We start from the raw sequence: 25,468 nt of genomic DNA, 5'->3' as shown, positions 1-25,468 counted from the left end.
CCCATTTGCTTCCTTCCAAACCTTGGTAAATCGGGGTAAACCCAAAGAGCTGATCCTTTGAACAGGATTGATTCAGACTTATTGTTTCAGACTGGGGAGCCCGTTTTGCCGGAACAATCGCAGACCGTATCGGAACTCATTCAGGCCAGCTTTGACAGCCTGACCCGGGCGGAACGGCAATTGGCCAATTCCCTTTTGGAAAACTATCCGGTTTCCGGCCTCAGCAGTATTACGGCGGTGGCAGACAATGCCAAGGTGTCCACGCCGACCGTCGCCCGCATGGTGCAGAAGCTGGGCTTCAAGGGCTTTCCCGAGTTTCAGGCCCGGCTCCGCGATGAGCTGGAAGAGACAATCTCTAACCCGATCAGCAAGCATGACCGCTGGTTTGAAGATGCCCCTGACACCCACATCATCAACCGCTTTGCTGAAGCTGTATCGCAGAACCTGCGCCAGACACTTGGCCAGCTCGATATGAAGGACTTTGATACGGCCTGCGCACTCCTTTCTGACGAAGAGCGCACGGTCCATGTGGTTGGCGGGCGCATTACGCGGGCTCTCGCGGATTATTTCTTCACCCACATGCAGGTTGTTCGCCCTAATGTGACGCTGATTGCCTCAAACTCAAACGCCTGGCCGCACTATGTCTTGAACATGAAGGCCGGTGATGTACTGGTGATGTTCGACATCCGCCGTTATGAGCACGACATCATGGCACTGGCGGAAATGGCGCGCGGTCTCGGGGTCGAGGTGATCCTGTTTACCGACCAGTGGGGATCACCTGCCGCGAAGTTCGCAACCTCCAAGTTCAATATCCGCATCGAAGCCCCGTCCGCCTGGGATTCCTCCGTCGTCATCCTGTTCCTGGTGGAAGCCATGATTTCTGCCGTCCAGACCCAGACCTGGGACGACACCCGTGACCGCATGAACCAGCTTGAAGACCTGTTCAACCAGACGCGGCTGTTCCGGAAATTTATTTGAGGGGACACCCTGACTATGGGGATTGCCTGAGAGGGAACAGATGCCATAGTCTAGAGCATATTTCCGAAAAGTGTGTGCGGTTTTCGGATAAGAATATGCTTGGAAACAAAGAGATAGAGCATTTGGGGTGACTCCGTTTTCACACAAATACCCTATCTTCAGGAAACAGGATAGAAAGGTGCGGACGTCCAGGTTATGGAGGGAGGATCATCGCGTAAACGTGGTCGTCGCCGGGCGGCTTCTGCACCCTTAGAACAAGAACAGCTGGCTCCAATTGCCGGGCGATTGTCGCCGCTTTCACCTGACGATTTGGGGCGGATCGATGAGGCCTCTCGCAACATCCTTACGTCTATCGGCCTGAGTGATGCACCGGACCCGGTTCATGATGCCGTGACAGCACGTGGCGGCAAGCTGACAGAAACCGGTCGGCTCACCTTCCCTCTCAGTCTGATCGAAGAGGCCCTGTCAGGGCTCAGACGGAATATCACGCTTTACGGGCGCACATCCCGACATGATCTGGTGCTGACAGACGCCAGGGCGCACGCCGGTTCAGGCGGGGCCTCGCCGATGATTGTCGACCGGCTTGATGGCACCTATCGCCCTGCTCTGCTGGCAGACCTTTATGATGCTGCAAGACTGGTCGACAGTCTTGAGAATATCCGCTTTTTCTCGCGCTCCATGATTGCCGGGGATATGACCACCGCTTACGATCTGGATATCAACACGGCCTATGCGGCGCTGTCCGGCACGTCAAAACATGTGATGACAAGTGTCAGCACTGTTGCCCATGTACGGGATATCGCGCGCATCTGTGCTCTTGTGGCCGGATCCGCTGACGCCTTCAAGGCGCGACCGTTCCTGTCACTCAATATCAATCACGTGGTTCCCCCTCTGCGCTTTGATACTAACGCTGCAGCCTCGCTCATGGAGGCTGCACGACTGGGCTTGCCGGTCATGGTCAACACATTCGGGCAGATGGGCGCATCCAGCCCGGTGACCATGGCAGGTTGTCTGGCCCAGACCAACGCCGAAACCCTGGCGGGGATGATCATCGCCTGGCTGGCCAACCCGGACTGTCTGGCGGTCTATGGCGCAAGGCCGATGATCACGGACCTCCGGTCCGGAGGCATGGCCGGGGGCAGCGGTGAACAGGCCATTCTGACGGCAGCGGCAACCCAGATGGCCCGTTTCTACACTCTGCCCAATTCGACGATTGCAGGGGCAACGGACAGCAAGATTGCCGATGCGCAGGCGGGCTATGAAAAATCCCTGTCAGTCACCATGGCTGTTCAGGCCGGGGCCAATCTGGTTACCCAGGCCGCAGGCACTCAGGCGGGTCTCATGGCCACGTCTTTTGAGGCCTATATCATCGACAATGACATGTTGGGGGCAATTCTGAGATCTGCCGTCCCTGTTGAGGTGAACAACAGCACACTCGATCTGGACGTGATCGCGCAGACCGTGAGTGGAGACGGCCATTTTCTCGGGCACCCGGAAACCTATGCCCGCATGAAATCGGATTTCATCTATCCGGACCATGCGGACCGACAAGCGCCGGAGGCGTGGCTTGCCAGTGGATCGCCAACCATCAACAGCGCGGCCAGACAGCGGGTTGAAACGGTGCTGGAGACACACTTTCCAACCCATATTCCGCCAGATGTGGACAAGGTTCTGCGGGCGGAATTCCCGATCAGACTTCCCAGAAACAGGATGGGGCAATTATGAAGATAGTTGTGATGGGCGTTGGCGCGATGGGCAGCGTCTATGCGGCTCTGCTGGCGGATGCCGGGCATGAGGTCTGGGCCGTTGATCCATGGGAAGAACACGTCAATGCCATCAATACAGAAGGGCTTCGGCTTGAAGGAGCCAGCGGCAGTCGCGTGGTCACCTCGATCAGGGCCACCACCCACATGACTGATGTGGGGGTCTGTGATCTGTGCCTGATAGCCACGAAGGCTTCTGCTGTTGAGGCAGCAGCAAAAGCTGTTGCTCCAGTCATCGGGCCGGAGGCTCTGGTTCTGACCATCCAGAACGGCCTCGGGGCCGGAGAACGCATCTCCCGACATATGGCACCCGATAATGTGCTGCTGGGTGTCGCCGACGGCTTTGGGGCCTCCATGAAAGGCCCTGGCCATGCTCACCACAATGCCATGAAGCTGATCCGGATCGGAGAGCTCAATGGTGGCCTGACATCAAGACTGAAGGAAATCGAGACTGTCTGGCAGGGTGCCAGCTTTGATGCCAGAGCCTTTGAAAACATCCATCAGCTGATCTGGGAGAAATTTCTCTGCAATGTCACGTTCAGCGCGCCCTGCACCGTTTTTGGCCAGACCGTCGGGGAGCTGATGGCGAACCCTGACCACTGGGCCGTTGCCATCGGCGCCATGCAGGAAGCCCACAAGATCGCCCGGATCAAAGAGATTCCCTTAAGCTTTGAAGACCCTGTTGCCTATGTCTCAGCCTTTGGAGCAGGTATGCCGAAAGCCCGCCCGTCCATGCTGCTCGATCACCTGGCCGAGCGCCCGTCTGAGCTTGACGCCATCAATGGAATTGTTCCGAAACTGGGTCGGGAGCTGGGTGTGGAAACGCCCTATAATGACATGCTGACCGCCCTCGTCCGCCATCGCGAAAACAGCTTTGGGGTAAAACCCGCGACGGCATGAGCAGGCAAGGACTTACTCATGACAAGCTCCCTGGCACGTCGCTTCAACAAGGAAGAAAAATATAACCATTTCGGAGTTCGTACGGCGACCACAACTACAGGCCGGGTATGGGCTGCTGTCCTGATCACTTAAATGCTGCAAGCCGGACGACACCATCCCGTACGGGTATAAGACAGATGCAGAAAGACGGCGCCAATTCTGACGCCGTCCCTGTTCTCAATGCTCGAGCAGCCCTTAAATGAAGGCCAGATCGTCTGCTGTCAGCTCTATATTGCCGATAAGGGTCAGAACGTCTCCGTCACCGAAGTCGTACTGCGTCACATCATCTGGAGCATTTTCCACCTGGGCGGCCTGAAACGCTTCAAAATCATCGACACCTTCCACGTCGATCTGCAGTGTGTCAGCTCCCTGGCGGAAGTCGAAAATAACATCCCGATCATTACCATCTCGGAAGATAAAGGTATCTCTACCACCACCGCCGAACAGAATGTCAAGGTCGGCTCCGCCGTCCAGAGTGTCACTGCCGCCTTCTCCGCGTAGAGTGTCAACGCCGGTACCACCATTGATCACGTCATTGCCTTGCTGACCATTCAGGAAGTCCCGTCCGGAACCACCATTCAGCTCATCAGCACCACGGCCTCCACCAATCGAATCGTCACCGGCACCACCATTCAGGACGTCGTTACCGCCGCCGCCGCCAAGCTGATCGCGACCTTCACCGCCGTTGAGTTCATCATTGCCGCCACCACCGAAGAGCAGGTCGTTGCCGATTCCACCGTTCAGTTCATCGTTACCGCCGCCGCCGTACAGAATATCTGCACCTTCATCGCCATTCAGAACGTCATCACCAGAGCCGCCATTCAGTTCGTCATTGCCGGCGCCGCCGTTCAGCTCATCATTGCCAGCACCGCCGCGAACATCATCAGCTCCTGCTCCGGCATTGACCACGTCATTGCCTACACCAGCTACAATACGGTCATTGCCTGATCCGGTTGTGATATCGTCATTGCCGTCGCCAGCACGCACGATAACGCGGGCGGTCGTTGCCGCTTCATCAATTGTGTCAGCTGCATCTGTGCCGGTTACAACAACATCACCATTGTTTCTTACAACACGTGTTACGGGCTCAATTTCCGGGATATCTGGAGCAGCAACCTCAGCTTCCGGCGCAGGTTCAACAGCCGGTGCTTCTGTTGTCGATGTCTCTACCGCAGAGGCAGGAGAAACAAGGGCCGCACCAAGGGCTGCGGTCTGGTTCAGTTCTTCTTCATTCATAAGATTGTTCTCCGACAATAAAAGTTGGTTCGGCCCCATCCGAAATCCTCAATATACGGTATTTAAATACCTCATATTGATTACAACGTTATATTTTGCCCCGGAGAGTCTGGATCACTTCCACGCCAATTTATGACGACGTTACCATTCACACGGAATAAACATTTTTGTTTACAAAATTAGGTTGCAAATCCCCTGGCTTTGAGTTTGCCCAAATGGGCACGTCATTGATTCAAGACGATTTGCCCCGCCTGGCGAAACAGCACAATCACACCTGAGCCGGGTCATTGAGTCAGAGTCCCAACGCACAAGCCAAGACCATCATCAGTTGCCAGACTCACCAACTAAATTCTTCGGAGTTGTAGCCCGTTTAAACCTCAAAAGCGGGCATCAGATTGACGCTTATAGGGGTGGAAACGGCTGAAACAAATTGCATACAGATGAAAATAATTTTTCAAAATGGCATCCCAACGGAATATTCTTTTTGTTCCACACGGCGGAATCGAGATTTATTCCGAATTTGTGCAAAACAGCAAAAGTTACCTCAAACCCAGTTCACGGCTTCGTGATTGTTGATAAGATACCGGCGCTTTAGTGATCTAGATAAGCCCATTCCGTGGGAGGAATTCATGAAACTTATCAAAACAACTTTAGCGGCAACCGGTCTGATGCTGGCTTTGGCATCCACCGTATCCGCAAAAACGCTGGTCTATTGCTCCGAGGGCAGCCCGGAAGGCTTCAACCCCTCGCTCTACACGGCAGGCACCACATTTGACGCGTCATCCCGTCAGATTTTCAACCGTCTGGTCGAGTTCGAGCGCGGCTCCACCACAATCGTCCCGGCTCTGGCCGAGCGTTGGGACGTCTCCGAGGATGGCCTGGAATACACTTTCCACCTGCGTAAGGGCGTGAAATTCCACTCAACACAGGGCTTTACCCCGAGCCGCGACTTCAATGCGGATGACGTGGTCTATTCCTTCCGTCGTCAGCTCGACAAAGGCCACCCGTTCCATGGTGTGTCCGGCGGCTCTTATGAGTATTTCAACGGCATGGACATGCCAGCCCTGATGAAAGACATCGTCAAGGTGGATGATCACACGGTCAAATTCGTGCTCAACCGTCCGGAAGCGCCGATGATCGCCAACCTGGCCATGGACTTCGCGTCCATCATGTCAGCTGAATATGCCGCTGCCATGGATGCGGCAGGCACCAAGGAAAAGGTTGACCTTGATCCGGTCGGCACAGGCCCGTTCCAGCTCGTTGCCTATCAGAAAGACGCCGTGATCCGCTACAAGGCGCATCCGGAATACTGGGCAGGCAAGGCCAAGATCGACAATCTCATCTTCGCCATCACACCGGACGCATCCGTACGCTATCAGAAGCTGAAAGCCGGTGAATGCCACGTGATGCCTTATCCGAACCCGGCCGATATCGAAGCGATGAAGGCTGATGCCGACATCAACCTGATGAGCCAGGAAGGTCTGAATGTGGGCTATCTGGCCTATAACTCCAAGACCCCTCCGTTTGACCGGGCAGACGTGCGCAAGGCACTGAACATGGCCGTCAACAAGAACGCCATCATTGATGCTGTGTTCCAGGGTGCCGGTAAAGTGGCCAAGAACCCGATCCCGCCGACCATCTGGTCTTACAACGAGAAAACCGTTGATGACGCCTATGATCCGGAAGCGGCCAAGAAGATGCTGGCAGATGCCGGTGTATCCGGTCTGAAAACCAAGATCTGGGCCATGCCGGTTCAGCGTCCTTACAACCCGAATGCCCGCCGTATGGCTGAACTTATCCAGGCAGACTGGGCCAAGGTTGGCGTTGAAGCGGAAATCGTCTCCTACGAGTGGGGCGAGTATCTGAAGCGTTCCAAGGACGAAGACCGCGACGGTGCTGTTCTTCTGGGCTGGACAGGTGACAATGGCGATCCGGATAACTTCCTCGCCGTTCTTCTCGGCTGCTCCGGTGTTGGCGGTTCCAACCGCGCCCAGTGGTGCCACCAGCCGTTTGAAGATCTGATCCAGAAAGCCAAGCAGGTTTCCGATCAGGCCGAGCGCGTGAAGCTTTACGAAAAAGCCCAGCTCGTCTTCAAGGAGCAGGCTCCGTGGAACACGATTGCCCATTCGGTTGTCTTCAAGCCGGTGCGCAATGAAGTGGTTGACTTCCGCATCGATCCGTTCGGCGGTCACATCTTCTACGGCGTAGACCTGAAGTAATCTGACGAAGACCGGGGCGATCATTCAGATCGCCCCGGTTTTTTTGTTCGCCCGATTATGGCATCAAAGCCGGGCGGATTTGCGCAAGATCAAGGCCTGCCGGTTCAGATCATGCGCATAGATCACGCCAATCGAGCATGGTTCTTGCCAGCAGTTCCGATCCGGAAACAAGGCCTGCCCTTCCGGGCCTCTTCTTCCGGGTAAACTGAGACCACATCTTCGGCGGATCCATTTCAAATCTCGTCTTTACCAATGAGCTGGGTTAGACGCTTATGTTACGCTTTCTTCTGACACGCATCGGTCTTCTCATCCCGACCTTTATCGGTGTGACCGTTGTGGCTTTCTTTTTCATCCGGCTGTTGCCAGGCGACCCGGTCCTTCTGATGGCCGGAGAGCGCGGGGTAACGCCTGAACGCCACGCGGAGCTGATGGCCCAGTTCGGTTTCGACCGCCCGCTCTGGGAACAGTATCTGGACTATATCGGTGGTGTCATCCAGGGAGACCTGGGCAAGTCCTTTTCCACCAAGCAGCCTATTCTGGAAGAGTTCCTGACCCTCTTCCCCGCCACCATGGAACTCTCGTTTGCCGCCATTATCATTGCGGTTGCGCTTGGGGTTCCGGCTGGAGTGATTGCAGCGGTCCGGCGCGGCTCCACCTTTGATCATACGGTGATGACCACAGCACTTGTGGGCTATTCCATGCCGATTTTCTGGTGGGCTCTGCTGCTGATTATCGTCTTTTCCGGCTGGCTTGGCTGGACGCCGGTCTCAGGCCGGATTTCGGTTCTCTACTTCTTTGACAGCGTAACCGGCTTCTATGTGATTGATGCCTGGCTCTCCGGCCAGCCCGGGGCCTTCAAATCAGCGCTCGCTCACCTGATCCTGCCCTCTATTGTGCTCTCGACAATCCCCATGGCGGTGATTGCCCGCCAGACCCGTTCCGCCATGCTGGAAGTGCTGAGCGAGGATTACGTCCGCACAGCACGGGCCAAGGGCCTGACACCCTGGCGCGTCATCGGTCTTCATGCCCTGCGCAATGCCATGATCCCGGTCATTACCGTGATCGGCCTACAGATTGGTGTGCTGTTTGCCGGAGCTATTCTGACCGAAACCATCTTTGCCTGGCCGGGGGTCGGCAAGTGGATGGTCGATTCCATTTTCCGCCGTGACTATCCGTCTGTTCAGGGCGGCCTGCTGTTGATCGCTGGCATTGTGATGATCGTCAATCTGATTGTCGACATGCTCTATGGCCTGATCAATCCGCGCATCCGGCATACGAGGTAAGCGCCATGTCCAGCGAAACACTTGATACTGTCGATACCCGTAAAGGCGGCCGTCTGGCGCTCTTCAAGGAGTTCTGGAGCTATTTCAGCGAGAACCGCGGTGCGGTGGTCGGCCTTATTTTCTTCGGCCTCATTGTGCTGATGGCTCTTCTGGCCGATGTGATCGCACCCCATGCACCAAACGAGCAATATCGCGATGCCCTGCTGAAACCACCCTTTTGGATGGAAGGCGGCAGTGTGGAATTCCTGCTTGGGACAGACCCGGTCGGTCGGGATATCCTGTCCCGTCTGATCCATGGGGCGCGCTATTCACTGTTTATCGGCTGTGTGGTGGTTTCCATCGCCCTGACCGGCGGCATTCTCATCGGCCTGATTGCCGGTTTCGCCCGTGGCTGGGTCGATACGCTGATCATGCGGGTGATGGACGTTATCCTGGCCTTCCCCAGCCTGCTTCTGGCTCTGGTTCTGGTGGCTATTCTTGGCCCCAGCCTGCTGAACGCCATGATTTCCATCGCCATTGTGCTGCAGCCCCACTATGTGCGACTGACCCGGGCGTCTGTCATGGGTGAGCGGACAAAGGACTACGTGACCGCTGCCAAGGTGTCGGGTGTCGGCCCGTTGCGGCTGATGTTTGTTACTGTGCTGCCCAACTGCATGGCACCGCTGATTGTGCAGGCAACCCTGTCGTTCTCCTCTGCCATTCTGGATGCTGCCGCACTAGGCTTTCTTGGCATGGGTGCCCAGCCGCCAACCCCGGAATGGGGCACCATGCTGGCAGAAGCCCGTGAGTTCATTCTGAGGGCCTGGTGGGTCATCACCTTCCCTGGACTGGCCATTCTGCTGACGGTTCTGGCAATCAATCTTGTGGGTGACGGATTGCGCGACGCGCTTGATCCGAAGCTCAAACGGTCTTGAGGTGCATCATGTCTCTTCTGGAACTTGAAAATCTCTCGGTTACCTTCAAGACAGCCCATGGGGCCTTCAAGGCGGTGGATGGCGTATCCCTGTCCATGGATGCAGGTGAAATTGTTGCCATTGTCGGGGAATCCGGCTCCGGCAAGTCCGTGTCCATGCTGGCTCTGATGGGCCTTCTGCCCTGGACCGCAACCATTACCGCCGACCGGATGATGTTTGAGGGGCAGGATCTGAAACATCTGAGCCCGCGCCAGCGCCGCAAGATCATCGGCAAGGATATCTCGATGATCTTCCAGGAGCCGATGACCAGCCTCAACCCCTGCTTTACTGTCGGCTTCCAGCTGACCGAAGCCCTGAAGGTGCATCTGGATCTGGACCGCAAGGCGCGCCGTAAACGGGCTGTGGAGCTGCTTGATTCCGTCGGTATTCCCGAGCCGGAAAAACGTCTCAACGCCTTTCCGCATCAGATGTCCGGCGGCATGAACCAGCGCGTGATGATTGCCATGGCCACCGCCTGTCGTCCCAAGCTGCTGATTGCCGATGAGCCGACCACCGCTCTGGATGTGACCATTCAGGCGCAGATCCTTGATCTGCTTACCAGCCTGCAGCGGGATCATGGTATGGGACTGATCCTGATTACCCACGATATGGGCGTGGTGGCAGAGACCGCCGAGCGGGTGTTTGTACAATATGCGGGCCAGCAGGTGGAGACCCAGTCTGTCCATGGCCTGTTTAAGTCTCCCCATCACCCCTATACGGAAGCGCTGCTGTCTGCTCTGCCGGAACGGGCGACGGAAAAGCATCTGCCCACCATTCCCGGTGTAGTACCGGGCCAGTTTGACCGGCCCGCCGGATGCCTGTTCTCGCCTCGTTGTGCCCATGCCACCGAACGCTGCATGAGCGAGCCGCCTGCCAAGGCCGACAACAGCCGGGGGCAGGCGCTCTGCCATATTCCCCTTCCCCATGATCACGCCCAGGGCCAAGGAGGCACATACTGATGCCAAGCTCTGCTCATGAACCTGTCCTCGTCGCCCGTGATCTGAAACGGCACTACTCTGTCAGCCGCGGCTTGTTTCGCGACGATGCGACGGTCAAGGCGCTGGATGGCGCAAGTTTCTCTCTGGCACCAGGCAAGACACTGGCTGTGGTCGGGGAATCCGGCTGCGGCAAGTCCACCCTCGCCCGTCTGGTGACGATGATCGAGACACCCACCGCCGGAACGCTGGCTATTGATGACCAGGAACTGGCGGGTGCCGGCCCGGATGTGCTGAAGAAACTGCGCTCTGATGTGCAGATTGTCTTCCAGAACCCTTACGGTTCGCTCAACCCGCGCCAGAAGATCGGCGATGCTTTGACAGAACCGCTGAAGGTCAACACCTCCCTCAATGCCCATGAGAGGCGTGAACGAGCCGAGGCGATGATTGCCCGCGTGGGCCTGCGTCCCGAGCATTATGACCGCTATCCGCACATGTTCTCGGGCGGTCAGCGCCAGCGTATTGCCATTGCTCGCGCCCTGATGCTGCGTCCGAAAATTCTGGTACTGGATGAACCGGTTTCCGCTCTGGACGTGTCCATTCAGGCGCAGATTCTCAACATGCTGGCAGAACTGCAGCGCGAGCTTGGCCTGGCCTATCTGTTCATCAGCCATGACCTCTCCGTGGTGAAGCATATCGCTGATGATGTGATGGTGATGTATCTGGGCACACCGGTGGAGCATGGCACACGGGAGGCCATTTTCGCCAACCCGCAGCACCCCTATACCCGCGCCCTGCTTTCAGCCACGCCCGTGGCAGACCCGACGCGGCAGTCAGAGCGGATCGTGCTGAAGGGCGAGCTTCCCTCCCCCATGAACCCGCCCAAAGGCTGCGCCTTCAACCCGCGCTGCCCCATGGTCACCGAACAATGCCGCCTCAGCCGCCCCGGACTTGAGGACAAGGCCGGACGGGACGTGGCCTGTTTTGAGGTAGGGTGACTGGTCAGACACGGGATTGGCTGCATTGCAGCTGGCCCGTATGTTCTGATCTGCTACAGTTTCAGGCAGCCGATATTTACGGCGACAAATGTTGCGGTTGGACCGTATTTTCTGATCTGCTACAGTGCAAAGAGGGATGACAGAGAAGCGTCTCGGTTGCGGTTGGACCGTATTTTCTGATCTGCTACAGTGCTCCAGATCCACTTCCACGTTAAAATTGAGTTGCGGTTGGACCGTATTTTCTGATCTGCTACAGTGCACGTCAACAGGTATTCCACAGCTCGGGCGTTGCGGTTGGACCGTATTTTCTGATCTGCTACAGTCGCCGAGCGGCCATATCGCGGGCGCTGTCTGTTGCGGTTGGACCGTATTTTCTGATCTGCTACAGTAGATAATCGGTCAATTCCTTGAAATAAAAAGAGAATTGACCGTTTCTACTGGAGTTAAAATGGAACATTGCCTCAAAAAAGAGCCTCTTTTTTCTCATTTTTTCGCGAAATTCTGCGTCAGTTTCAGGTTGAATTCCGTATGTTGAAGCATTTTATCACGTGGTGATGAGTGACCCAACCAGGGTTCACAACAGTCTTGATAGTCGACTGCACCTCATTCTGCACCTTCAGGAGCGCCTATAGTGCGAGAGAACTTACGCCGAAAAAACACTCTATCCGAAAGTCAATACCCGCGATCTTGCAACTCTGTCTGTTGCCTTGCAAACTCGCGTCGAGCAAGAACCGCGTGGTGAGCAATCAACAAAGACGTTTGAGAAAACTCACGAGGATCCGAAGCGGCTGAAGAAAGTATTTCAATAGGGTCAACAGATGCATTTCTCAAGTCACATAAGAAATATACGCAAACAATTACGAGCATGCTTGTCGCATGAGAAATGCGATATGATATCCGAGTTGCGCGACTGCATCCACGCAGCCAAAGACCTCTTGAAAACTTCAAGCTTTGACTTCTACATCACCCAGTTTGAAATTGTTGATATTACAGAGTTTGCAACCACAAAATACGCTGTACAGATAGTAAAAAGCACACTTAGCCGAGATGACTTCCGGGTAGAAAACTCACGGAGAAATTTGGAATCGGAAATCCATTTTGTTTGTGAAAACCTCCTGACATATACCGTTGACGATGCTTGCTTCATGCAATCAGAATTTCATTGGTATTACTGCATTGGCGGCGATTTCATTTACAAAGAAAGCGAATTGGGCGTTGTTGAAACACCGAATGGTGAAGAAACGACAGGACGAAGAAGGGTCGCCAAAATCTCTGACCTGCCCAAGAGTTTCCATATCAATTTAATGTAACATCATCAGCAACAGGTTAAATGGGATATCGAATATATTGGTTAAACCTTTAGCCGTGGGAGGACAGTACTTTACGAATTACCGCCTCACGGTCGTTCTTACACCCCTTCTTCAGATTCCACGAGACATCTTCACTGCTCCCCTCATTGACGCCGTCCGTAAAATTGATAATTCTATAATTATCGAAATAAAACCCATCCAGGCCACTTTCATGAGACGGGATCCGGCTGTTGCTTTTCTGGCGCTTGGTCAGACACTTGTCTGGGCGTCGATTTATTATGTCTTCCCGGCGCTTCTGCTGCGATGGGAGCAGGAGCTGGGCTGGACGAAGGCGGAGCTGACGCTGGCGATTACCATGGCCGTGTTCGTTTCAGCCGCCGTTTCTCCCCTGACCGGGCGGTTGATTGATAAAGGGTATGGCGCGGTGATGATGGCCCTGTCGGCTCTGCTCGGCGGTCTGGGGCTTGTGGGTCTGTCTGTTGTGACCGAACTCTGGCAGTTCCAGGCCGTGTGGCTGATGATCGGCCTGGCGATGGGCGGCTGCCTCTATGAGCCCTGCTTTGCCATTGTCACCCGGGCGCGTGGCGCGGACGCAAAGCAGGCGATCATTCTCATCACTCTTGCGGCAGGCTTTGCCAGCACGATCAGTTTCCCGGCCCTCTACAGCCTGTCGGAAGCTCTGGGGTGGCGCGCGGCTGTTCAGATTGTTGCGGGACTGGTTATCACTGCTGTTGCCCCACTGCTCTATCTGGGTGCCCGCCTTCTGGAGCGAAGGAGCCCGGCTGCAGATACCCGACCAGAAGGCGAGCAGAATGTTGAAGGGCACGCCCCGTCATCCCATTTTCTCAAAACCACCTCGTTCTGGTTTCTGGCCTTGGGGTTTGCCTGCCTCGCCATTGCTCATGGAGCGCTTCTGCATCACCTGCTGCCCTTCCTTGATGAAGCGGGCGTTGCGCCGGAACTGGCCGTGCTGGCCGCGTCCTTCGTCGGACCTATGCAGGTGGCGGGCCGGATTGCCATGCTGGCCTCAGAGCGCGTGCTGTCCCATCATGGCGTTGCCCTGGCGGCCTTCGGCATTATCGGCTTTTCGGTGCCGATGCTTTATCTCAGCGGCACGTCCCTTGCATTTCTGTCGCTGTTCATTCTGCTGTTTGGCGGGGCATATGGAACGGTCAGCATTCTGCGTCCGCTTCTTGCCCGCGATATTCTGGGAGAGGTTGCGTTCGGTGCCAAATCCGGCGCGCTGGCCCTGCCCTATCTGGCGGGCTCTGCCTCGGCTCCCTATCTGGGGTCTCTTATCTGGGGTATTGGCGGTTATGACCTGATGCTGGCTTCCATCCTTGCAGTGACCCTGACAGGCGGCCTGCTCTACGGCCGGGCGGCCCGTGCGATGGGTCGCAAAGCATAAAACACCAATAAAAAAGACCCGCAGGACATCTGCGGGCCTCGAACTGTCGAGCTGTCCGGATACAGCTGTTAGCCGTCGGACTGAAGGCTCTTGAAATAAGCGATGAGGTCCTGACGCTGTTTTTCCTTTTTCAGGCCCGGGAAGCTCATTTTTGTGCCTTTCATGAACTTTTTCGGCTTGGTCAGGAAAGCATCCAGATTAGCTTCATCCCAGACAATGCCGGACTCAGCCATAACCTTGGAATATTTGAACCCTTCGATGGTGCCGGCTGTGCGACCCATGATGTTGACCAGGTGCGGGCCAACCTTGTTTTTCTCTTTCTTCACGTCATGGCAGGCTTTGCACTTCTTGTAGACCTTCGCGCCCTTCTTGGCGTCGCCTTCTGCAGCAGCTCCCGTTGCCATCATTGCCAGAACAACGGCCGAAGCCAAGGATGTCAGTTTGAAGTTCACATCTCTCTCCATTGTTTAAGGGCTGACAATCTTCTTTTCCGTCAGCCAGTTAAACCCCCAGTGCCAGAATGTGCTGGAAGGCTTCCATGATTCCCAAGCGTCATTGTTATTCAGTTTTGTAAACACGTTATAAAGCGGTATATTCATTGCTCAATGTGCCAAAATACCGCGCCACCTTTACAGGCAGTGTCACCGGGTAGCGTTTTTCCCTTATCTTCATTTGTGGCATTCAAATTTTATTGGCCCACTGTTATAGCACTGACAGGTTTTTTTATCCTCCGCGACCAAGGTCCGGTTTCTGCGTATAAGGTTGGATCATGAAACTGGGCAAAGAGCTGATTGAGCGCATTGAGGCAGGCGAGCCAAGTTATGTGCCTCCCTTTCCTCCGCGCAGCGGCCGGAAGAGATCGCTCTATGAGCTGATGCTTGCCTTCCGCCGCAATATGCTCAGTGTTTTCAACAAGAATGACTTTACACGACGGATCTATTTCCGACGGATTCTGTTTCGTGATGTGATCATCTGCAACTGCCCGGAGCTGGTGCAGGAAACCTTCTCCGCCCAGCATGAGACATTCCAGCAGAAATCCGCCCAGATGGTCCATTCCCTGAAACCGCTTCTGGGGGATGGCCTGTTTGTCAGCGACAGGGAATTGTGGAAACAGCGGCGCAGCGCGGTGGCTCCGATTATTCACACCCGTCGGGTGCCGGGCTTTGCCCCCGTGATGAGCGAAACAATCGCCGAGTGGTCAGACCTCTGGCAGAAGCACCCGGAAGGAACAGAGATTGACGTTATCGCCGAGATGGCGGAGCTGACCGCAGAGATCATCTCGCGCACCGTCTTCGGGCGCAAGCTTGGCCGGGCCAGCACATCCAAGATTGTCGCCGGTTTCAAGACCTATCAGGAGCGCGTGGATCAGGTAGACCTCCTGTCCCTGCTCGGTGCCCCGGACTGGATGCCCCGGCCCTATCACGGCATCGGCATTCGCAATCCGCTGAAGCGGGTTCATGCGGAAGTGGACAAGATCATCGAGGCTCATTTCAAAGGCGAAGCCGACGATTCAGATGCCATGATCGCTCAGCTGTTCTCAGCGCGGACGGAAGACGGCGAGCCACTTTCCAAACGGGCTATTCGCAACGAGGCCATCGTGATTTTCATGGCCGGGCATGAGACAACGGCCAACACCCTGTCCTGGGCCTGGCTGAATGTCTCCCAGAGCCCGCGGGTTCGCAAAAAACTTCATGAAGAACTCAAAACGGTTCTGGGCGGCCGCCCGCCCTGCTTCGAGGATGTGGCCAGGCTGCGCTATACGCGGTTCATCATTGAGGAAACCCTGCGTCTTTATCCACCGGTGCCCATGCTGGCGCGCCGGGCGCTGGAAGATGGTCGTCTGGAGGAGCATAGCTACAAGAAGGGCTCAATACTGCTGATCTCGCCCTGGCTTCTGCACCGGAACCCGCGGATATGGTCGGAACCTGACGCTTTTATTCCCGAACGCTTTGACACAACGATTGCGCCAAAGCCGCACAAATACAGCTACATCCCGTTTGCCATTGGGCCCCGCATCTGCCCCGGCCTGACCTTTGGCCTGACAGAAGCCATCCTGATCCTTGCCGGGCTGGCGCAGAAATTCTCTCTCGACCTGAAACCGGGACATCAACCCGAAGCCGTCTCGCGACTGACCTTGAGGGCCGGAGACCGGTTGCCGATGATCCTCACAAAGAGGGAAGACCATCATGACGCCTGATGACATCCCGATTAGCGAGACACGGGCTCCATGGATCCCGCGCCCGCCGCTCTTATCCGTTTTCGGAGATGGAAAGGCGAAGAAGGCCTGGTTCAAGTGGTATATCCAGTCTGGCCTTCTGGTGCCTGTCCAGCTTCTGATGCTGGGTATCCTTTGGCTTACCCCGCTCACACTGGTTGACCGGTTCGGGTGCCTGCTGGGTCGATTGATCGGAGCTCAACAGCGCAAGAGCCGGAAATTCGCAAGAGAACTGCCGGATCGGATTGCAGCAATCAATCCCGCTCTTTCCTCCGCAGAAAACCGCGAGGCCGCTGCCCGCACATGGTTTGAGCAGCAGGGTGTCACTCATATCCGCTTTGGGCTGATGGATCGCTATACCGAAGGCGACCGGATGCGCCTTCACGGAGTGGAGAACGCCTGGCCTCTTCGCGAACGCGACCAGCGTTTTATCGTTGCCTGCGTTCATCTGGGAGACTGGGAATCCATGGGCAACTTCTCGGTTGCCTCACCGGGTGCCCATTCACCGATAGGCCTTTACGAGCCGCAGAAAACCAATTTTGAAAACTGGATGGTAAGCCGCAAGCGCGAGGCAAAGAACCTCTATGTCTTTCCGCCTGGCATGAAAAGTGCCCGCCATGTGGCCGCCCTGATGAAAGCCCGGAAAACCGACATCAACATCTTTGTGGATGAAGTTGTGGATGGCCAGTCCCGCTTTCCTTTCTTTGGTCGGAAGCCTTACAAACACGGCAATCTCAGCCGCCTGGCCCATATGTCGAAAAAGTACCGTATGCCGGTCGTGCCGGTCTATATGCTACGCGGCGAACGCCCCGGGGTCGATATCCACGTTCTGCCCGCCATCATGCCTGAAAGCCTGCCGGAGGATGATTACGAGGCTGCGATAAAGGAGCGGGTTAACGCAGTCTATGAGCCTGTTATCCGGGACAACATAACCCAGTGGTACATGCTCAAGGATACCCCGCTGAAGTAAGACCAAAGGAACTCAGGGTTCAGACCCATGCTGCAGAGATCGGAGCAATCGGCATCTTTATCGGATCATGACCGAATCTGGCTGCTGAAACAGGCTGTCAGGCTGGCGCTTGATGTGGGACTTTCGCCGTTTATCTCGCATGTTCTCACCGCCCTGACCGTTGTCGTCATTTTCTGGCCCGGTGAACAGCAGGTGTTTGTCCTCTTCTGGTTTGGCGCTCTTGCGCTGACGGTCGGTGCACAGGGTGTGTTTGTTCACAAAACGCGCGGTCAGGGCATCACCGAAACCTGTGCCAGGCGGGTGAAACGGGTGTTCGAAATTTGCGGGCTGTTGATCGGGGTTGCCTGGGCCGGGTTGTTTACACTCGTTTTTCCCACCAGCGCCGATTACACCATCATCTATCTGGCTTTTGCGGCAGGCGGTCTGTCCATGGGAGCCGTGGCAACCCAGCATATGCTCCCATGGGGCGCTATTCTTGCCTTTTCCGTCTCTCTTGCCTGTCTGGCCCTGCAATTCATCCTGACCGGCTTTCCAAATGGTTATTTTCACGCTTTCTGTATCGTTCTCTACGCTGCGGTAATGGTTCATCTGTCTTTCCGCCTGCAACGTCTCTCCTTGAAGGCGGCCAGGCTTCAGGTCGAACAGAAGCGTCTGCTGGAGCAGATCGCCAATGACAGGGTCCTGCGGGCTCAGGCCGATGAACGCCAGCGCGTGGCGCGAGACATGCACGATTCCGTTGGCCAGTGGCTTGGCTCGGTCAAACTGCGCCTGCAGACTATAGGGGCGGAAGTCCGGAGTGGTGAAGCAATCGATGAGCCCCGTCTCGCCGAGCTGATCGGTGACATGGATGTGCTAATCGACGACACCCGCCGCATTGCACATGATCTGTCTCCCTCCTCAGTTGAGCACAAGGGATTCTTCAAGGCACTTGCCGAGCATATGCGCTATCTGGATGATGATCATGGCATTGCCGTCCACCTTGATCTGGATGAAAGCGTACACGTGCAGGGCGACCATGCCGATCACCTCTATCGTATTGTTCAGGAAGCAGCCAACAATGCGGTCATCCACGGCTCAGCAGACTGGATTGCCATCAGCCTGACCCAAACCGATAAAGGCAGACTTTGCCTGACCATCAAAGACAATGGCATCGGTTTCGACACAGAAACCAAACAGAATCGCCACTCCCTGGGCCTCACCTCGATCCGGGAGCGCGCCGCCAGCATGAACGGACAGGTGACAATCACCAGCGCCCCGGATCAGGGGACACGGATAGAGGTGTTGATATAAACTGACCTCACAGAGATCTATAAACCGGCTTTGAAGCACAAAACTTCTAAATCCTGCCTGAAGATAACATATCAGATAAAACAAATCCTATTACCAAGACCTGCAATATAGTGACGGCAGCCGAGAAATACATTTTTTAGTTTTATACAAATCGATTTACTTTCTCTCGGTTGTGGTTTTAAATTATCAAAATACCACAGGCAGCAAGGGCAATACCGTGTCATGCATGAGCTAGCCAGAGATACTATTCTCAGAGTCTATGATACAGTGGCTGATCCTTCACTCTGGCCGGATTTACTGCAGGAGTTTGCTAACCAGATCAATGCAGCTGGCTGTATTGTCTTCGAATGGCAAACACATGCTCTTGAGCGTCGCCTTTCTGTTTCTGTTGCCTCTAGTGCTTATGATCTCAATGCAATTGAGACCTACATCGAACGTCTGTTTGAAGATGAAGCCCATGACCAGGATGTATTTGAGGCCCATTCCCTTAAAAGTGATGCCATAGATCTCATTCAGGATGATGTGCTCGCCACAAGCCTTGAAGATCTTAAAAATCGAAAAAATGTTCAGGCATTGCAGAAACTGGGCATCCTGCATCGTGCTGCGGGGCTTCTGAACAAGGACAACTCGGCAAACTCCCGTTTTTCTCTCCAGCTTGATGCCAGTCGCGGTCGCTTGAGTGCTGCGGAGCAACATTACATAGGGCTGGTTCTACCGCATATTGCCAAGGCGTTCGATCTGGGCAGACCTTCCAAGCAACTTGCTGAAGAACATCAAGGCATGCTTGCGGCTATGGACCATCTTATTGTTGGTGTCTGCATCCTTGACAACCAAAGCCGTATGGTTGTTGAAAATGAGGAATTCCGGCGGCAACGAGACAGCTATAGTGCATTTCGCCTCAATCAATTCGGAACCCTTCAGTTTTCATCAACAGAAAATCAGGCTGTTTTTGAGAAACTAAAGTCTGACGCTCTCAATCATGGTCGATTTGGCGCAAGACCACGCAAGGAAGCTATTTCTGCGAAGAGAGATACATTTCTATGTATTGAAGTCGTTCCGCTGCAACGATCTGATGAGATCGGCACGACAGAATTCAACGGCTACATTGTTTACAGTTCAGATACAAGCAAGCCTGTTAATTGTCAGGTCTTACCCGTTCAAATGGCCTATGGATTGACCAAGACAGAGCTTTCCATTGTGGAATCTATTGCTGAAGGGCTGACGAACCAGCAGATTGCAGATCAGCGAAGTAGATCCGTTGCCACGATCAACGCTCAGGTTAAATCAATATTGTCTAAAACCCATTGCTCAACACGGACCCAGTTCGTCCGGTTACTGATGAGCTTTGGCACCAACTATATAGCACGACCCGAGTAATTTAACCCATCTGGTCGATGACGATGCCTCCCGATCAACTCACCATAGCTGTTGCAGAAGCCGGGTAGCGGTCCCCGGTGCAAAACCTGACATACAACCGCACACCAAACGTAATCTATTTCCGGGAGGGCAACCAAAATGGAGCAGAAATACGGCTTCACCAAACTTTCAGCAGCTGAGTTCTCGCAATGGCTTGCAACACAATCGATCAGCAGAACGTGCTTGCGCGTTCAGCAACACCACACCTGGAAGCCACGATATTCGAGTTTTAGCGGCAACAACCACTTTACACTTCAAAACAACATGAAGCGCTTCCACATGAACCACAACGGTTGGTCTGACATTGGGCAGCACTTCACGATTTTTCCAGACGGTGCCATTGTCACCGGACGACGTCTCAACAGTTCACCAGCCTGTATCTACAAAGCCAACAGCGGCGCTATCTGCATCGAGAACCTGGGTAATTTTGATACCGGTGGCGACACAATGAATGCGGCGCAGGCTGACTCCATTTTCAGTACAACAGCTGCACTGTTGAAGAAGATCGGCATTTCCACACCATCCAGAACCAATGTGGTCTATCACCACTGGTACAACGGGTCAGGCAAACTCGTCTATCACAACAGCGGGCAGAAATCCTGTCCGGGAACAGCTTTCTTTGGAGGCAATCAGCTCAATGATTTCGAAGCAAACTTCCTGCCTCGTCTAAAATCCGCCATGAGTTCCGGAGGCGTATCGGGCCCGGTTGGCTTGCAACAATGGGCACGGGTCGCATCCGATACGTTGAATATACGCACCGGGCCAGGTTCCTCATTCAAAACCATTGGAGATCATGGTCCACTTCATTATGGCTCGGTCATACGAGTCTACGAGACCTCTGCATCTGGCTGGTATCGTATTTCTCAGACAAAGCAATACTGGGTTTACGGCCGCTATACTCAACCCGTGCGTGAAGCTGTTGTGAATACAGTGGATACCAATGTTCGCATTGGTCCAGACACCGCCTTCGCAATCGAGACCATCTATCAGCCCGGGGACCGGGTCTTTGTTATCAGAACGAAGGGAAGCTGGTGCCAGGTCGACGATGATCAATGGATTCACTCGTCTCTTCTGAACATCATTTGAGGTCGATAAGATGAAACATATTATTCTCGTCCACGGCATGAACGCCACAGCAGCAAGCTGGAACACAGTGCCGAAGCTGTTGAAAACAAACGACAACACGGTCAAGACAGTCGATCTGCCAGGACATGATCTGTCCAACAAGATTTCAGTTTATGATCTCGCAGAACTGGGATTCAGTGACTCCAGTGTCGAAATGACCGATTACATTGACAGTGTAGTCGATGCTTTTCCCTCTGGAACGGATCGGGATATCTGCCTGATTGGTCATTCAATGGGTGGCGCAGTAATATCCCATGTTGCCCGGAAACATCCCGACAGAATTGCAGACCTCGTCTATATTGCGGCACTCCTGCCAGACAACAAGCAGTCGATTTCTGATCTGATTAATATGTCCAGAGCGGAGCCTCCCTTCAGTCTGGAAAAATTCATCGCCACTTTTACCGCACATCCGTCAGTAACACTGGTTCAGCAACCAAAGGGGCCTCTGCCTGTCCCATTTGAACGCACTGAAGAGTTTGAAGGTTTGCGACGCACCTACATTCGATGCACGGAAGACAATGTCATCCCGATCAAGGTACAAGACCAAATGATCAGTGCCTATGCAAACGTTACTCCGAAAATCAAAGTCGCAACTCTCCAGCGTGGTCATTTGCCACAATATGATGATCCAGAGGAGCTCGCCGAACTCTTGAAAAAGAGTATGGCCTGACTGGAGTACATCCACTCTTCGGGAATATGCTCGAGGGTTCACACAAACGGCAGGTCACACACTGTGGCTGATCTAATGCCGATGGGGGTGTCGACGGTTACCTTACTGCCGACATCCCAATGGGCCTTGTCCACCATGGCAATGGCGACCACGGCCTCAAAGTATGGGGAATAGGCGGCGGAGCTGACTGTGCCCACCACAGCATCTGATACGATGACCGGCCAGCGGTCCACACAGGGCGGACAGCTGTTGCCCTCCATCAGCAGGCCACGCAGTTTGCGGGTCGGGCCGCCATTGTCAGCGATATCTTCCAGAGCCTTGCGGCCCATGAAATCGGCATCACTGCTCAGGCTGACATATTTGTCGAGACCGCATTCAAACGGATTATGCTCATCCGTCATGTCATTGCCATAAGAGAACAGTGACCCTTCGATCCGCTCGATCAGGTTCGGACATCCCGGTCCGATATTGTAGGCCTGACCGGCCTCCCAGATTGCATCCCAGAGCGGCAAGGCCAGATCGGGCCGGTCCACATAGATCTCGAACCCGCCCTGTTTTGACCAGCCCGAGCGGGCAATCAGGAAAGGATGTCCCTGAAAATCGAAATAGGCATAGCGGAAGAACCGCACTGAACGGATGTCCTCGCCGAAAACTTCAGCCATGAGGTCATCTGCCTTGGGTCCCTGTATGGCCAGCGGTGACACATCCGGCTCGAATACGGACACATCGAGCCCAAGCCCCGTGGCAATGCCCTTGGCCCAGAGTTTCACATCAGAGTCCGCAATGGACAGCCAGAAGCGATCATCAGCCAGCTTCAGGATGATCGGGTCATTGATCATGGCTCCGCTTTCATCTACCAGCGGCGCATAGAAGCACTGGCCATGAACAGCCTTTGACAGATCCCGGCAGGTCATCATCTGGACAAGCCGATAGGCATCCGGGCCTGTAATCTCGACCTGACGCTCACAGGACACATCCCAGATCTGCACATGCTTTTTCAGATGCTCATAGTCTTCCTCGACGGAGCGGAAGACGGTTGCCAGAAGCATGTGGTTATAGACCGTGTAGCCTTTGACGCCACAGGCTTCCACACGCGGTGTGAAATGCGTCCGACGGGTACGACTGGAAACAGAGAGAACCGGATTGGTCATGGGACCCCCTTAGCTGAAGCCATCACTCAGGCTGCAGACTGCAAAACGACAAAAAAACTCAAAAGGTTTGAAAAGGCCTCAGCCTTTCCAGTCAATCTGGCAGATCTCGGCACTGCGGCCTTCAAAATCCCAGACGCGTCCGAAGGCACGCACCCGCCCCTTGTTGGCCTGGGCAATGGTGATGTCCGGTCCCATCCAGTACTGGGTGTTGACCACCTTCACCTCTTCATCCGGATTGCCTCCGGCAATAGGCTCGACCTCACCGATGATCTTTTTGCCCACCGTCAGACGTCGTTTTGCGCCTTCGTTTTCATAGGTGATTGCAGCACGTTCGGCACCGAGGAAGGTGCTGACCAGCATGGTGAACAGGCCGGTGGTTCCGCGACGCTGACCGGAAAAAATCTCAACCAGAGCCTCATAAGCCGCATCATTGGCGCGCTCATCAATAAAGGCTCCGGCGGTCCAGTTGCCACGCCCCATATTGCCGGGAATATCAATCATCATGCCCACATTCAGGCCACTGAGATCCTCATCATCCGCATGTCCCTCATCAATACGGACACCGAGCCAGGCCTGACAATAGCCTTCGGTCGGCTGATGCTTGCCCAGAGATACCACGCACGGGCAGAAGACCGTGCAGTTACAGTTGAGGATCAGCTCCCCCTTGATAGCCCAACCCATGGGTCTCTCCCTTTTGTTACAACAGCAGGCGAGCGGCGGCATAGCCGGCGCTGGCCAACAGGATATATCCGAGTGGTGCAGTGATGTAGCGCCCTGGACCGGGCAGTTTTTCGCCAATCATCACCAGCATGGCACAGCCCATCCAGAACAGGTTCATGGTGCCACCCACAAAACCCAGCATCATCAGCGCCCAACAGCAGCCCAGGCAGGCCAGACCATTCCGGAATCCGATGATGGTGCCGCCTTTGAAACCGTGCCGCCAGTTGCTCATCAGATAGAAGAGCGGTGACTGGCAGGCTCTGACACAGGCATCCTTGAGAGCGGAAAACTGATAAAGCCCGGCGATAGCCAGAAAGCCAATGGTCAGCCAGGGCGACAGCAGAATGCCATGAGGCGACAGCAATCCGTATCGCGCCAGAAGCACCTGAAGCGCAGCGGCCAGAACCGCAAAGCCGAGCCAGACAGACAGATAACCGGCCACCAGTCCGACTACACCCTGCTGTCTGCCGGGCATGTCCCTGCCTTCTGTCAGGGTCTGGTAAGAGCGGATCATCGGCAAGGCAGTTGGCAACATCATGGCCTGTGCCATCAGCGCCCACATGGCCAGAACAGCAAAAAACGGTGCTTCAGCAGGTGATACCGAACAGATGGCAATCCATGTCTCAAGGTCAAACCCCGATGAGAGAACCCCTGCCAAAGGAACAGCCTCATGGTCAAGGCTCAGCACAAACAGCGCCAGCCAGGAGCACAGAATCGTACCATAGAGGCCGATCCAGATCAGATCGCCCTGCTGGCCGCTCGCCCGCTCCTGATGTCCGCTGTCTACTGCCATTCCGGTTCCGCTGACATGCCTTGAATGCCCGTCATGGTCTGCGGGCCGTAATTCATTACACAATGACTACATAACCGGATGCAAGAGCGGAAGGGAACTGGTATAAGATTCATCTCATTATCAATAATAATAATGATGAAGCCATGCGAGACCTACCACCTCTGAAAGCCCTGCGCGCCTTTGAAGCCTGTTACCGGCTCCGCAGTTATACCCGGGCGGCGGATCAGCTGAATGTGGGCCAACCGGCCATCAGCCATCAGATCCGGCAGCTGGAGCGGGATCTGGGCACGGTTCTGTTTATCAAGCGTGGCTCTCGCATTGAGGCAACGCCTGACGCTGACAGTTATTTCGAAGTTATAGCCCCCGCCCTCTCGCGCATTGCCGATGCCAGCCGCAGCTTGCGCCACAAGCCCGAAAATCACGGCCTGACGCTCGCCACCTATCCCGGCCTTGCCGCTTACTGGGTCATGCCACGGCTCGGTCAGCACCCTGATCTCTTTGCCGACTGCCCCGTGACCGTGACCACGATGGAGCTTGATGCGGAGGTCGATTTCAATCTGGTGGATTGCGCCATCCTGTTCGGTTCCGGCAACTGGGCAGGTGATCTGGATTACATGCGGCTGATATCAGAGGAGGTCGTCCCGGTCACCTCACCTGCCCTTGCTGGCAGCCTGACAGGTCATGATGCCGCGGCACTGCTCGCACAGGCACCGCTTATCCATCTGCAGGACCCGGAGCGACGCTGGTTCGACTGGCAGCACTGGCGTGACCACTTTGCCCCGAACCAAGAGCAGATCAATACAAGCCTCACTGTCACCAATCACGGCCTCGCTATCTATCAGGCTCTTCAGGGACAGGGCGTGGCGCTCGGCTGGACGGGTGTCATAAGAGATCTGCTCAACAGTGGAGCACTGGTGCCCGTGTTCCCGGAACCTCTCTCCTCAGACCGCGCTTACTGGCTGATTGCCCGCTCCGGCTTTCTGGACAGCGACAGGGGACAACGGCTGTTGAGCTGTCTGACAGAGATGTGATGAGCGGCGGCCCGGACCGGTGATAGGCTTGCAATCTCAATCCGCTAACAAGCCCGCTGTGTCCT

22 protein-coding genes and 1 CRISPR repeat array are annotated in these 25,468 nt (G+C 55.1%); of the genes, 17 read left to right on the top strand and 5 right to left on the bottom strand.

Annotated elements, in window-relative coordinates:
• The first annotated feature begins 105 nt into the window (after positions 1-105).
• The 3 genes from RA157_RS12900 to RA157_RS12890 all read left to right on the top strand — a co-directional run bounded on the left by RA157_RS12900 (position 106) and on the right by RA157_RS12890 (position 3,641).
• Positions 106-978, top strand: a complete 873-nt coding sequence (locus RA157_RS12900; RefSeq protein WP_350333537.1) for a MurR/RpiR family transcriptional regulator — start codon at positions 106-108, stop codon at positions 976-978.
• Positions 979-1,173: 195 nt separating this feature from the next.
• Positions 1,174-2,703 carry a trimethylamine methyltransferase family protein gene (locus tag RA157_RS12895; protein WP_350333536.1) on the top strand — a complete coding sequence of 510 codons (1,530 nt, stop codon included), beginning with the start codon at positions 1,174-1,176 and terminating at the stop codon, positions 2,701-2,703.
• Entirely contained in the window at positions 2,700-3,641 is a 942-nt protein-coding gene (locus tag RA157_RS12890; RefSeq protein WP_350333535.1) for a ketopantoate reductase family protein, read from the top strand. The genes RA157_RS12895 and RA157_RS12890 overlap by 4 nt, the downstream gene beginning before the upstream one ends.
• Positions 3,642-3,875: 234 nt before the next feature.
• Here RA157_RS12890 and RA157_RS12885 read toward each other — a convergent pair whose 3' ends face one another.
• The gene (locus RA157_RS12885) at positions 3,876-4,916 is read right to left on the bottom strand and encodes a calcium-binding protein (protein ID WP_350333534.1); all 1,041 of its coding nucleotides are present in this window, start codon (positions 4,914-4,916) and stop codon (positions 3,876-3,878) included.
• Positions 4,917-5,545: 629 nt separating this feature from the next.
• On the opposite strand from RA157_RS12885, the gene RA157_RS12880 reads away from it, so the two are divergent.
• From RA157_RS12880 to RA157_RS12850, 7 genes are all read left to right on the top strand, one after another.
• On the top strand, positions 5,546-7,135 hold the full coding sequence (locus RA157_RS12880) for an ABC transporter substrate-binding protein (protein ID WP_350333533.1): 1,590 nt from the start codon (positions 5,546-5,548) through the stop codon (positions 7,133-7,135).
• Positions 7,136-7,407: 272 nt separating this feature from the next.
• The gene (locus RA157_RS12875) at positions 7,408-8,418 is read left to right on the top strand and encodes an ABC transporter permease subunit (RefSeq protein ID WP_350333532.1); all 1,011 of its coding nucleotides are present in this window, start codon (positions 7,408-7,410) and stop codon (positions 8,416-8,418) included.
• 5 nt (positions 8,419-8,423) lie between these two features.
• Complete coding sequence (locus RA157_RS12870; RefSeq protein ID WP_350333531.1) at positions 8,424-9,332, top strand: ABC transporter permease subunit; 909 nt, start codon at positions 8,424-8,426, stop codon at positions 9,330-9,332.
• An 8-nt stretch (positions 9,333-9,340) separates the two neighbouring features.
• On the top strand, positions 9,341-10,330 hold the full coding sequence (locus tag RA157_RS12865; protein ID WP_350333530.1) for an ABC transporter ATP-binding protein: 990 nt from the start codon (positions 9,341-9,343) through the stop codon (positions 10,328-10,330).
• On the top strand, positions 10,330-11,304 hold the full coding sequence (locus RA157_RS12860; protein ID WP_350333529.1) for a peptide ABC transporter ATP-binding protein: 975 nt from the start codon (positions 10,330-10,332) through the stop codon (positions 11,302-11,304). The genes RA157_RS12865 and RA157_RS12860 overlap by 1 nt, the downstream gene beginning before the upstream one ends.
• A 24-nt stretch (positions 11,305-11,328) precedes the next feature.
• A CRISPR array of direct repeats spans positions 11,329-11,693; the repeat unit is 36 nt; unit sequence GTTGCGGTTGGACCGTATTTTCTGATCTGCTACAGT.
• Between the two features lie 501 nt (positions 11,694-12,194).
• Positions 12,195-12,614 (top strand): hypothetical protein, encoded by a 420-nt coding sequence (locus tag RA157_RS12855; protein WP_350333528.1) that lies wholly within the window; start codon positions 12,195-12,197, stop codon positions 12,612-12,614.
• Positions 12,615-12,825: 211 nt separating this feature from the next.
• Positions 12,826-14,022 (top strand): MFS transporter, encoded by a 1,197-nt coding sequence (locus tag RA157_RS12850; RefSeq protein WP_350333527.1) that lies wholly within the window; start codon positions 12,826-12,828, stop codon positions 14,020-14,022.
• 68 nt (positions 14,023-14,090) lie between these two features.
• On the opposite strand, the gene RA157_RS12845 is transcribed toward RA157_RS12850, so the two are convergent.
• On the bottom strand, positions 14,091-14,474 hold the full coding sequence (locus tag RA157_RS12845) for a c-type cytochrome (protein ID WP_350333526.1): 384 nt from the start codon (positions 14,472-14,474) through the stop codon (positions 14,091-14,093).
• Positions 14,475-14,791: 317 nt separating this feature from the next.
• Here RA157_RS12845 and RA157_RS12840 point away from each other — a divergent pair, with 317 nt between their 5' ends.
• The 6 genes from RA157_RS12840 (at position 14,792) to RA157_RS12815 (ending at position 21,708) form a co-directional block, all read left to right on the top strand.
• On the top strand, positions 14,792-16,219 hold the full coding sequence (locus tag RA157_RS12840) for a cytochrome P450 (RefSeq protein WP_350333525.1): 1,428 nt from the start codon (positions 14,792-14,794) through the stop codon (positions 16,217-16,219).
• The gene (locus RA157_RS12835; RefSeq protein ID WP_350333524.1) at positions 16,209-17,207 is read left to right on the top strand and encodes a lysophospholipid acyltransferase family protein; all 999 of its coding nucleotides are present in this window, start codon (positions 16,209-16,211) and stop codon (positions 17,205-17,207) included. Before RA157_RS12840 ends, RA157_RS12835 begins: the two co-directional genes overlap by 11 nt.
• Before the next feature lie 27 nt (positions 17,208-17,234).
• Positions 17,235-18,497, top strand: coding sequence for a sensor histidine kinase (locus tag RA157_RS12830; RefSeq protein ID WP_350333523.1), 1,263 nt, complete (start codon positions 17,235-17,237; stop codon positions 18,495-18,497).
• A gap of 267 nt (positions 18,498-18,764) precedes the next feature.
• The gene (locus RA157_RS12825; RefSeq protein ID WP_350333522.1) at positions 18,765-19,874 is read left to right on the top strand and encodes a helix-turn-helix transcriptional regulator; all 1,110 of its coding nucleotides are present in this window, start codon (positions 18,765-18,767) and stop codon (positions 19,872-19,874) included.
• A 138-nt stretch (positions 19,875-20,012) separates the two neighbouring features.
• A complete protein-coding gene (locus tag RA157_RS12820; RefSeq protein WP_350333521.1) occupies positions 20,013-20,999 on the top strand; it encodes an N-acetylmuramoyl-L-alanine amidase in 987 nt (328 codons plus the stop codon).
• 10 nt (positions 21,000-21,009) lie between these two features.
• Positions 21,010-21,708, top strand: coding sequence for an alpha/beta fold hydrolase (locus tag RA157_RS12815; RefSeq protein ID WP_350333520.1), 699 nt, complete (start codon positions 21,010-21,012; stop codon positions 21,706-21,708).
• Between the two features lie 38 nt (positions 21,709-21,746).
• On the opposite strand, the gene RA157_RS12810 is transcribed toward RA157_RS12815, so the two are convergent.
• The 3 genes from RA157_RS12810 to RA157_RS12800 form a co-directional block, all read right to left on the bottom strand.
• Complete coding sequence (locus RA157_RS12810; protein WP_350333519.1) at positions 21,747-22,859, bottom strand: dimethylsulfoniopropionate demethylase; 1,113 nt, start codon at positions 22,857-22,859, stop codon at positions 21,747-21,749.
• Between the two features lie 78 nt (positions 22,860-22,937).
• Positions 22,938-23,540 (bottom strand): DUF1326 domain-containing protein, encoded by a 603-nt coding sequence (locus RA157_RS12805; RefSeq protein WP_350333518.1) that lies wholly within the window; start codon positions 23,538-23,540, stop codon positions 22,938-22,940.
• Between the two features lie 16 nt (positions 23,541-23,556).
• On the bottom strand, positions 23,557-24,372 hold the full coding sequence (locus RA157_RS12800; RefSeq protein ID WP_350333517.1) for a DUF2182 domain-containing protein: 816 nt from the start codon (positions 24,370-24,372) through the stop codon (positions 23,557-23,559).
• A gap of 143 nt (positions 24,373-24,515) precedes the next feature.
• Between RA157_RS12800 and RA157_RS12795 the strand changes: the two genes are divergently transcribed.
• Complete coding sequence (locus tag RA157_RS12795) at positions 24,516-25,403, top strand: LysR substrate-binding domain-containing protein (protein ID WP_350333516.1); 888 nt, start codon at positions 24,516-24,518, stop codon at positions 25,401-25,403.
• Positions 25,404-25,468 lie beyond the last annotated feature (65 nt).

Source organism: Coralliovum pocilloporae, assembly GCF_030845175.1.
In the GTDB taxonomy this organism is placed as follows: Bacteria; Pseudomonadota; Alphaproteobacteria; order Rhizobiales; family Cohaesibacteraceae; genus Coralliovum; species Coralliovum pocilloporae.
The sequence above is the reverse complement of the archived record's forward strand: the minus strand, read 5'-3'. Positions and strand labels throughout refer to the sequence as shown.

Coding starts and splice junctions, on each gene's coding strand:
- RA157_RS12895 (WP_350333536.1), top strand. CDS start 1,174: ATGGAGGGAGGATCATCGCGTAAACGTGGTCGTCGCCGGGCGGCTTCT.
- RA157_RS12890 (WP_350333535.1), top strand. CDS start 2,700: ATGAAGATAGTTGTGATGGGCGTTGGCGCGATGGGCAGCGTCTATGCG.
- RA157_RS12885 (WP_350333534.1), bottom strand. CDS start 4,916: ATGAATGAAGAAGAACTGAACCAGACCGCAGCCCTTGGTGCGGCCCTT.
- RA157_RS12880 (WP_350333533.1), top strand. CDS start 5,546: ATGAAACTTATCAAAACAACTTTAGCGGCAACCGGTCTGATGCTGGCT.
- RA157_RS12875 (WP_350333532.1), top strand. CDS start 7,408: ATGTTACGCTTTCTTCTGACACGCATCGGTCTTCTCATCCCGACCTTT.
- RA157_RS12870 (WP_350333531.1), top strand. CDS start 8,424: ATGTCCAGCGAAACACTTGATACTGTCGATACCCGTAAAGGCGGCCGT.
- RA157_RS12865 (WP_350333530.1), top strand. CDS start 9,341: ATGTCTCTTCTGGAACTTGAAAATCTCTCGGTTACCTTCAAGACAGCC.
- RA157_RS12860 (WP_350333529.1), top strand. CDS start 10,330: ATGCCAAGCTCTGCTCATGAACCTGTCCTCGTCGCCCGTGATCTGAAA.
- RA157_RS12855 (WP_350333528.1), top strand. CDS start 12,195: ATGATATCCGAGTTGCGCGACTGCATCCACGCAGCCAAAGACCTCTTG.
- RA157_RS12850 (WP_350333527.1), top strand. CDS start 12,826: ATGAGACGGGATCCGGCTGTTGCTTTTCTGGCGCTTGGTCAGACACTT.
- RA157_RS12840 (WP_350333525.1), top strand. CDS start 14,792: ATGAAACTGGGCAAAGAGCTGATTGAGCGCATTGAGGCAGGCGAGCCA.
- RA157_RS12835 (WP_350333524.1), top strand. CDS start 16,209: ATGACGCCTGATGACATCCCGATTAGCGAGACACGGGCTCCATGGATC.
- RA157_RS12830 (WP_350333523.1), top strand. CDS start 17,235: ATGCTGCAGAGATCGGAGCAATCGGCATCTTTATCGGATCATGACCGA.
- RA157_RS12820 (WP_350333521.1), top strand. CDS start 20,013: ATGGAGCAGAAATACGGCTTCACCAAACTTTCAGCAGCTGAGTTCTCG.
- RA157_RS12815 (WP_350333520.1), top strand. CDS start 21,010: ATGAAACATATTATTCTCGTCCACGGCATGAACGCCACAGCAGCAAGC.
- RA157_RS12810 (WP_350333519.1), bottom strand. CDS start 22,859: ATGACCAATCCGGTTCTCTCTGTTTCCAGTCGTACCCGTCGGACGCAT.
- RA157_RS12805 (WP_350333518.1), bottom strand. CDS start 23,540: ATGGGTTGGGCTATCAAGGGGGAGCTGATCCTCAACTGTAACTGCACG.
- RA157_RS12800 (WP_350333517.1), bottom strand. CDS start 24,372: ATGGCAGTAGACAGCGGACATCAGGAGCGGGCGAGCGGCCAGCAGGGC.
- RA157_RS12795 (WP_350333516.1), top strand. CDS start 24,516: ATGCGAGACCTACCACCTCTGAAAGCCCTGCGCGCCTTTGAAGCCTGT.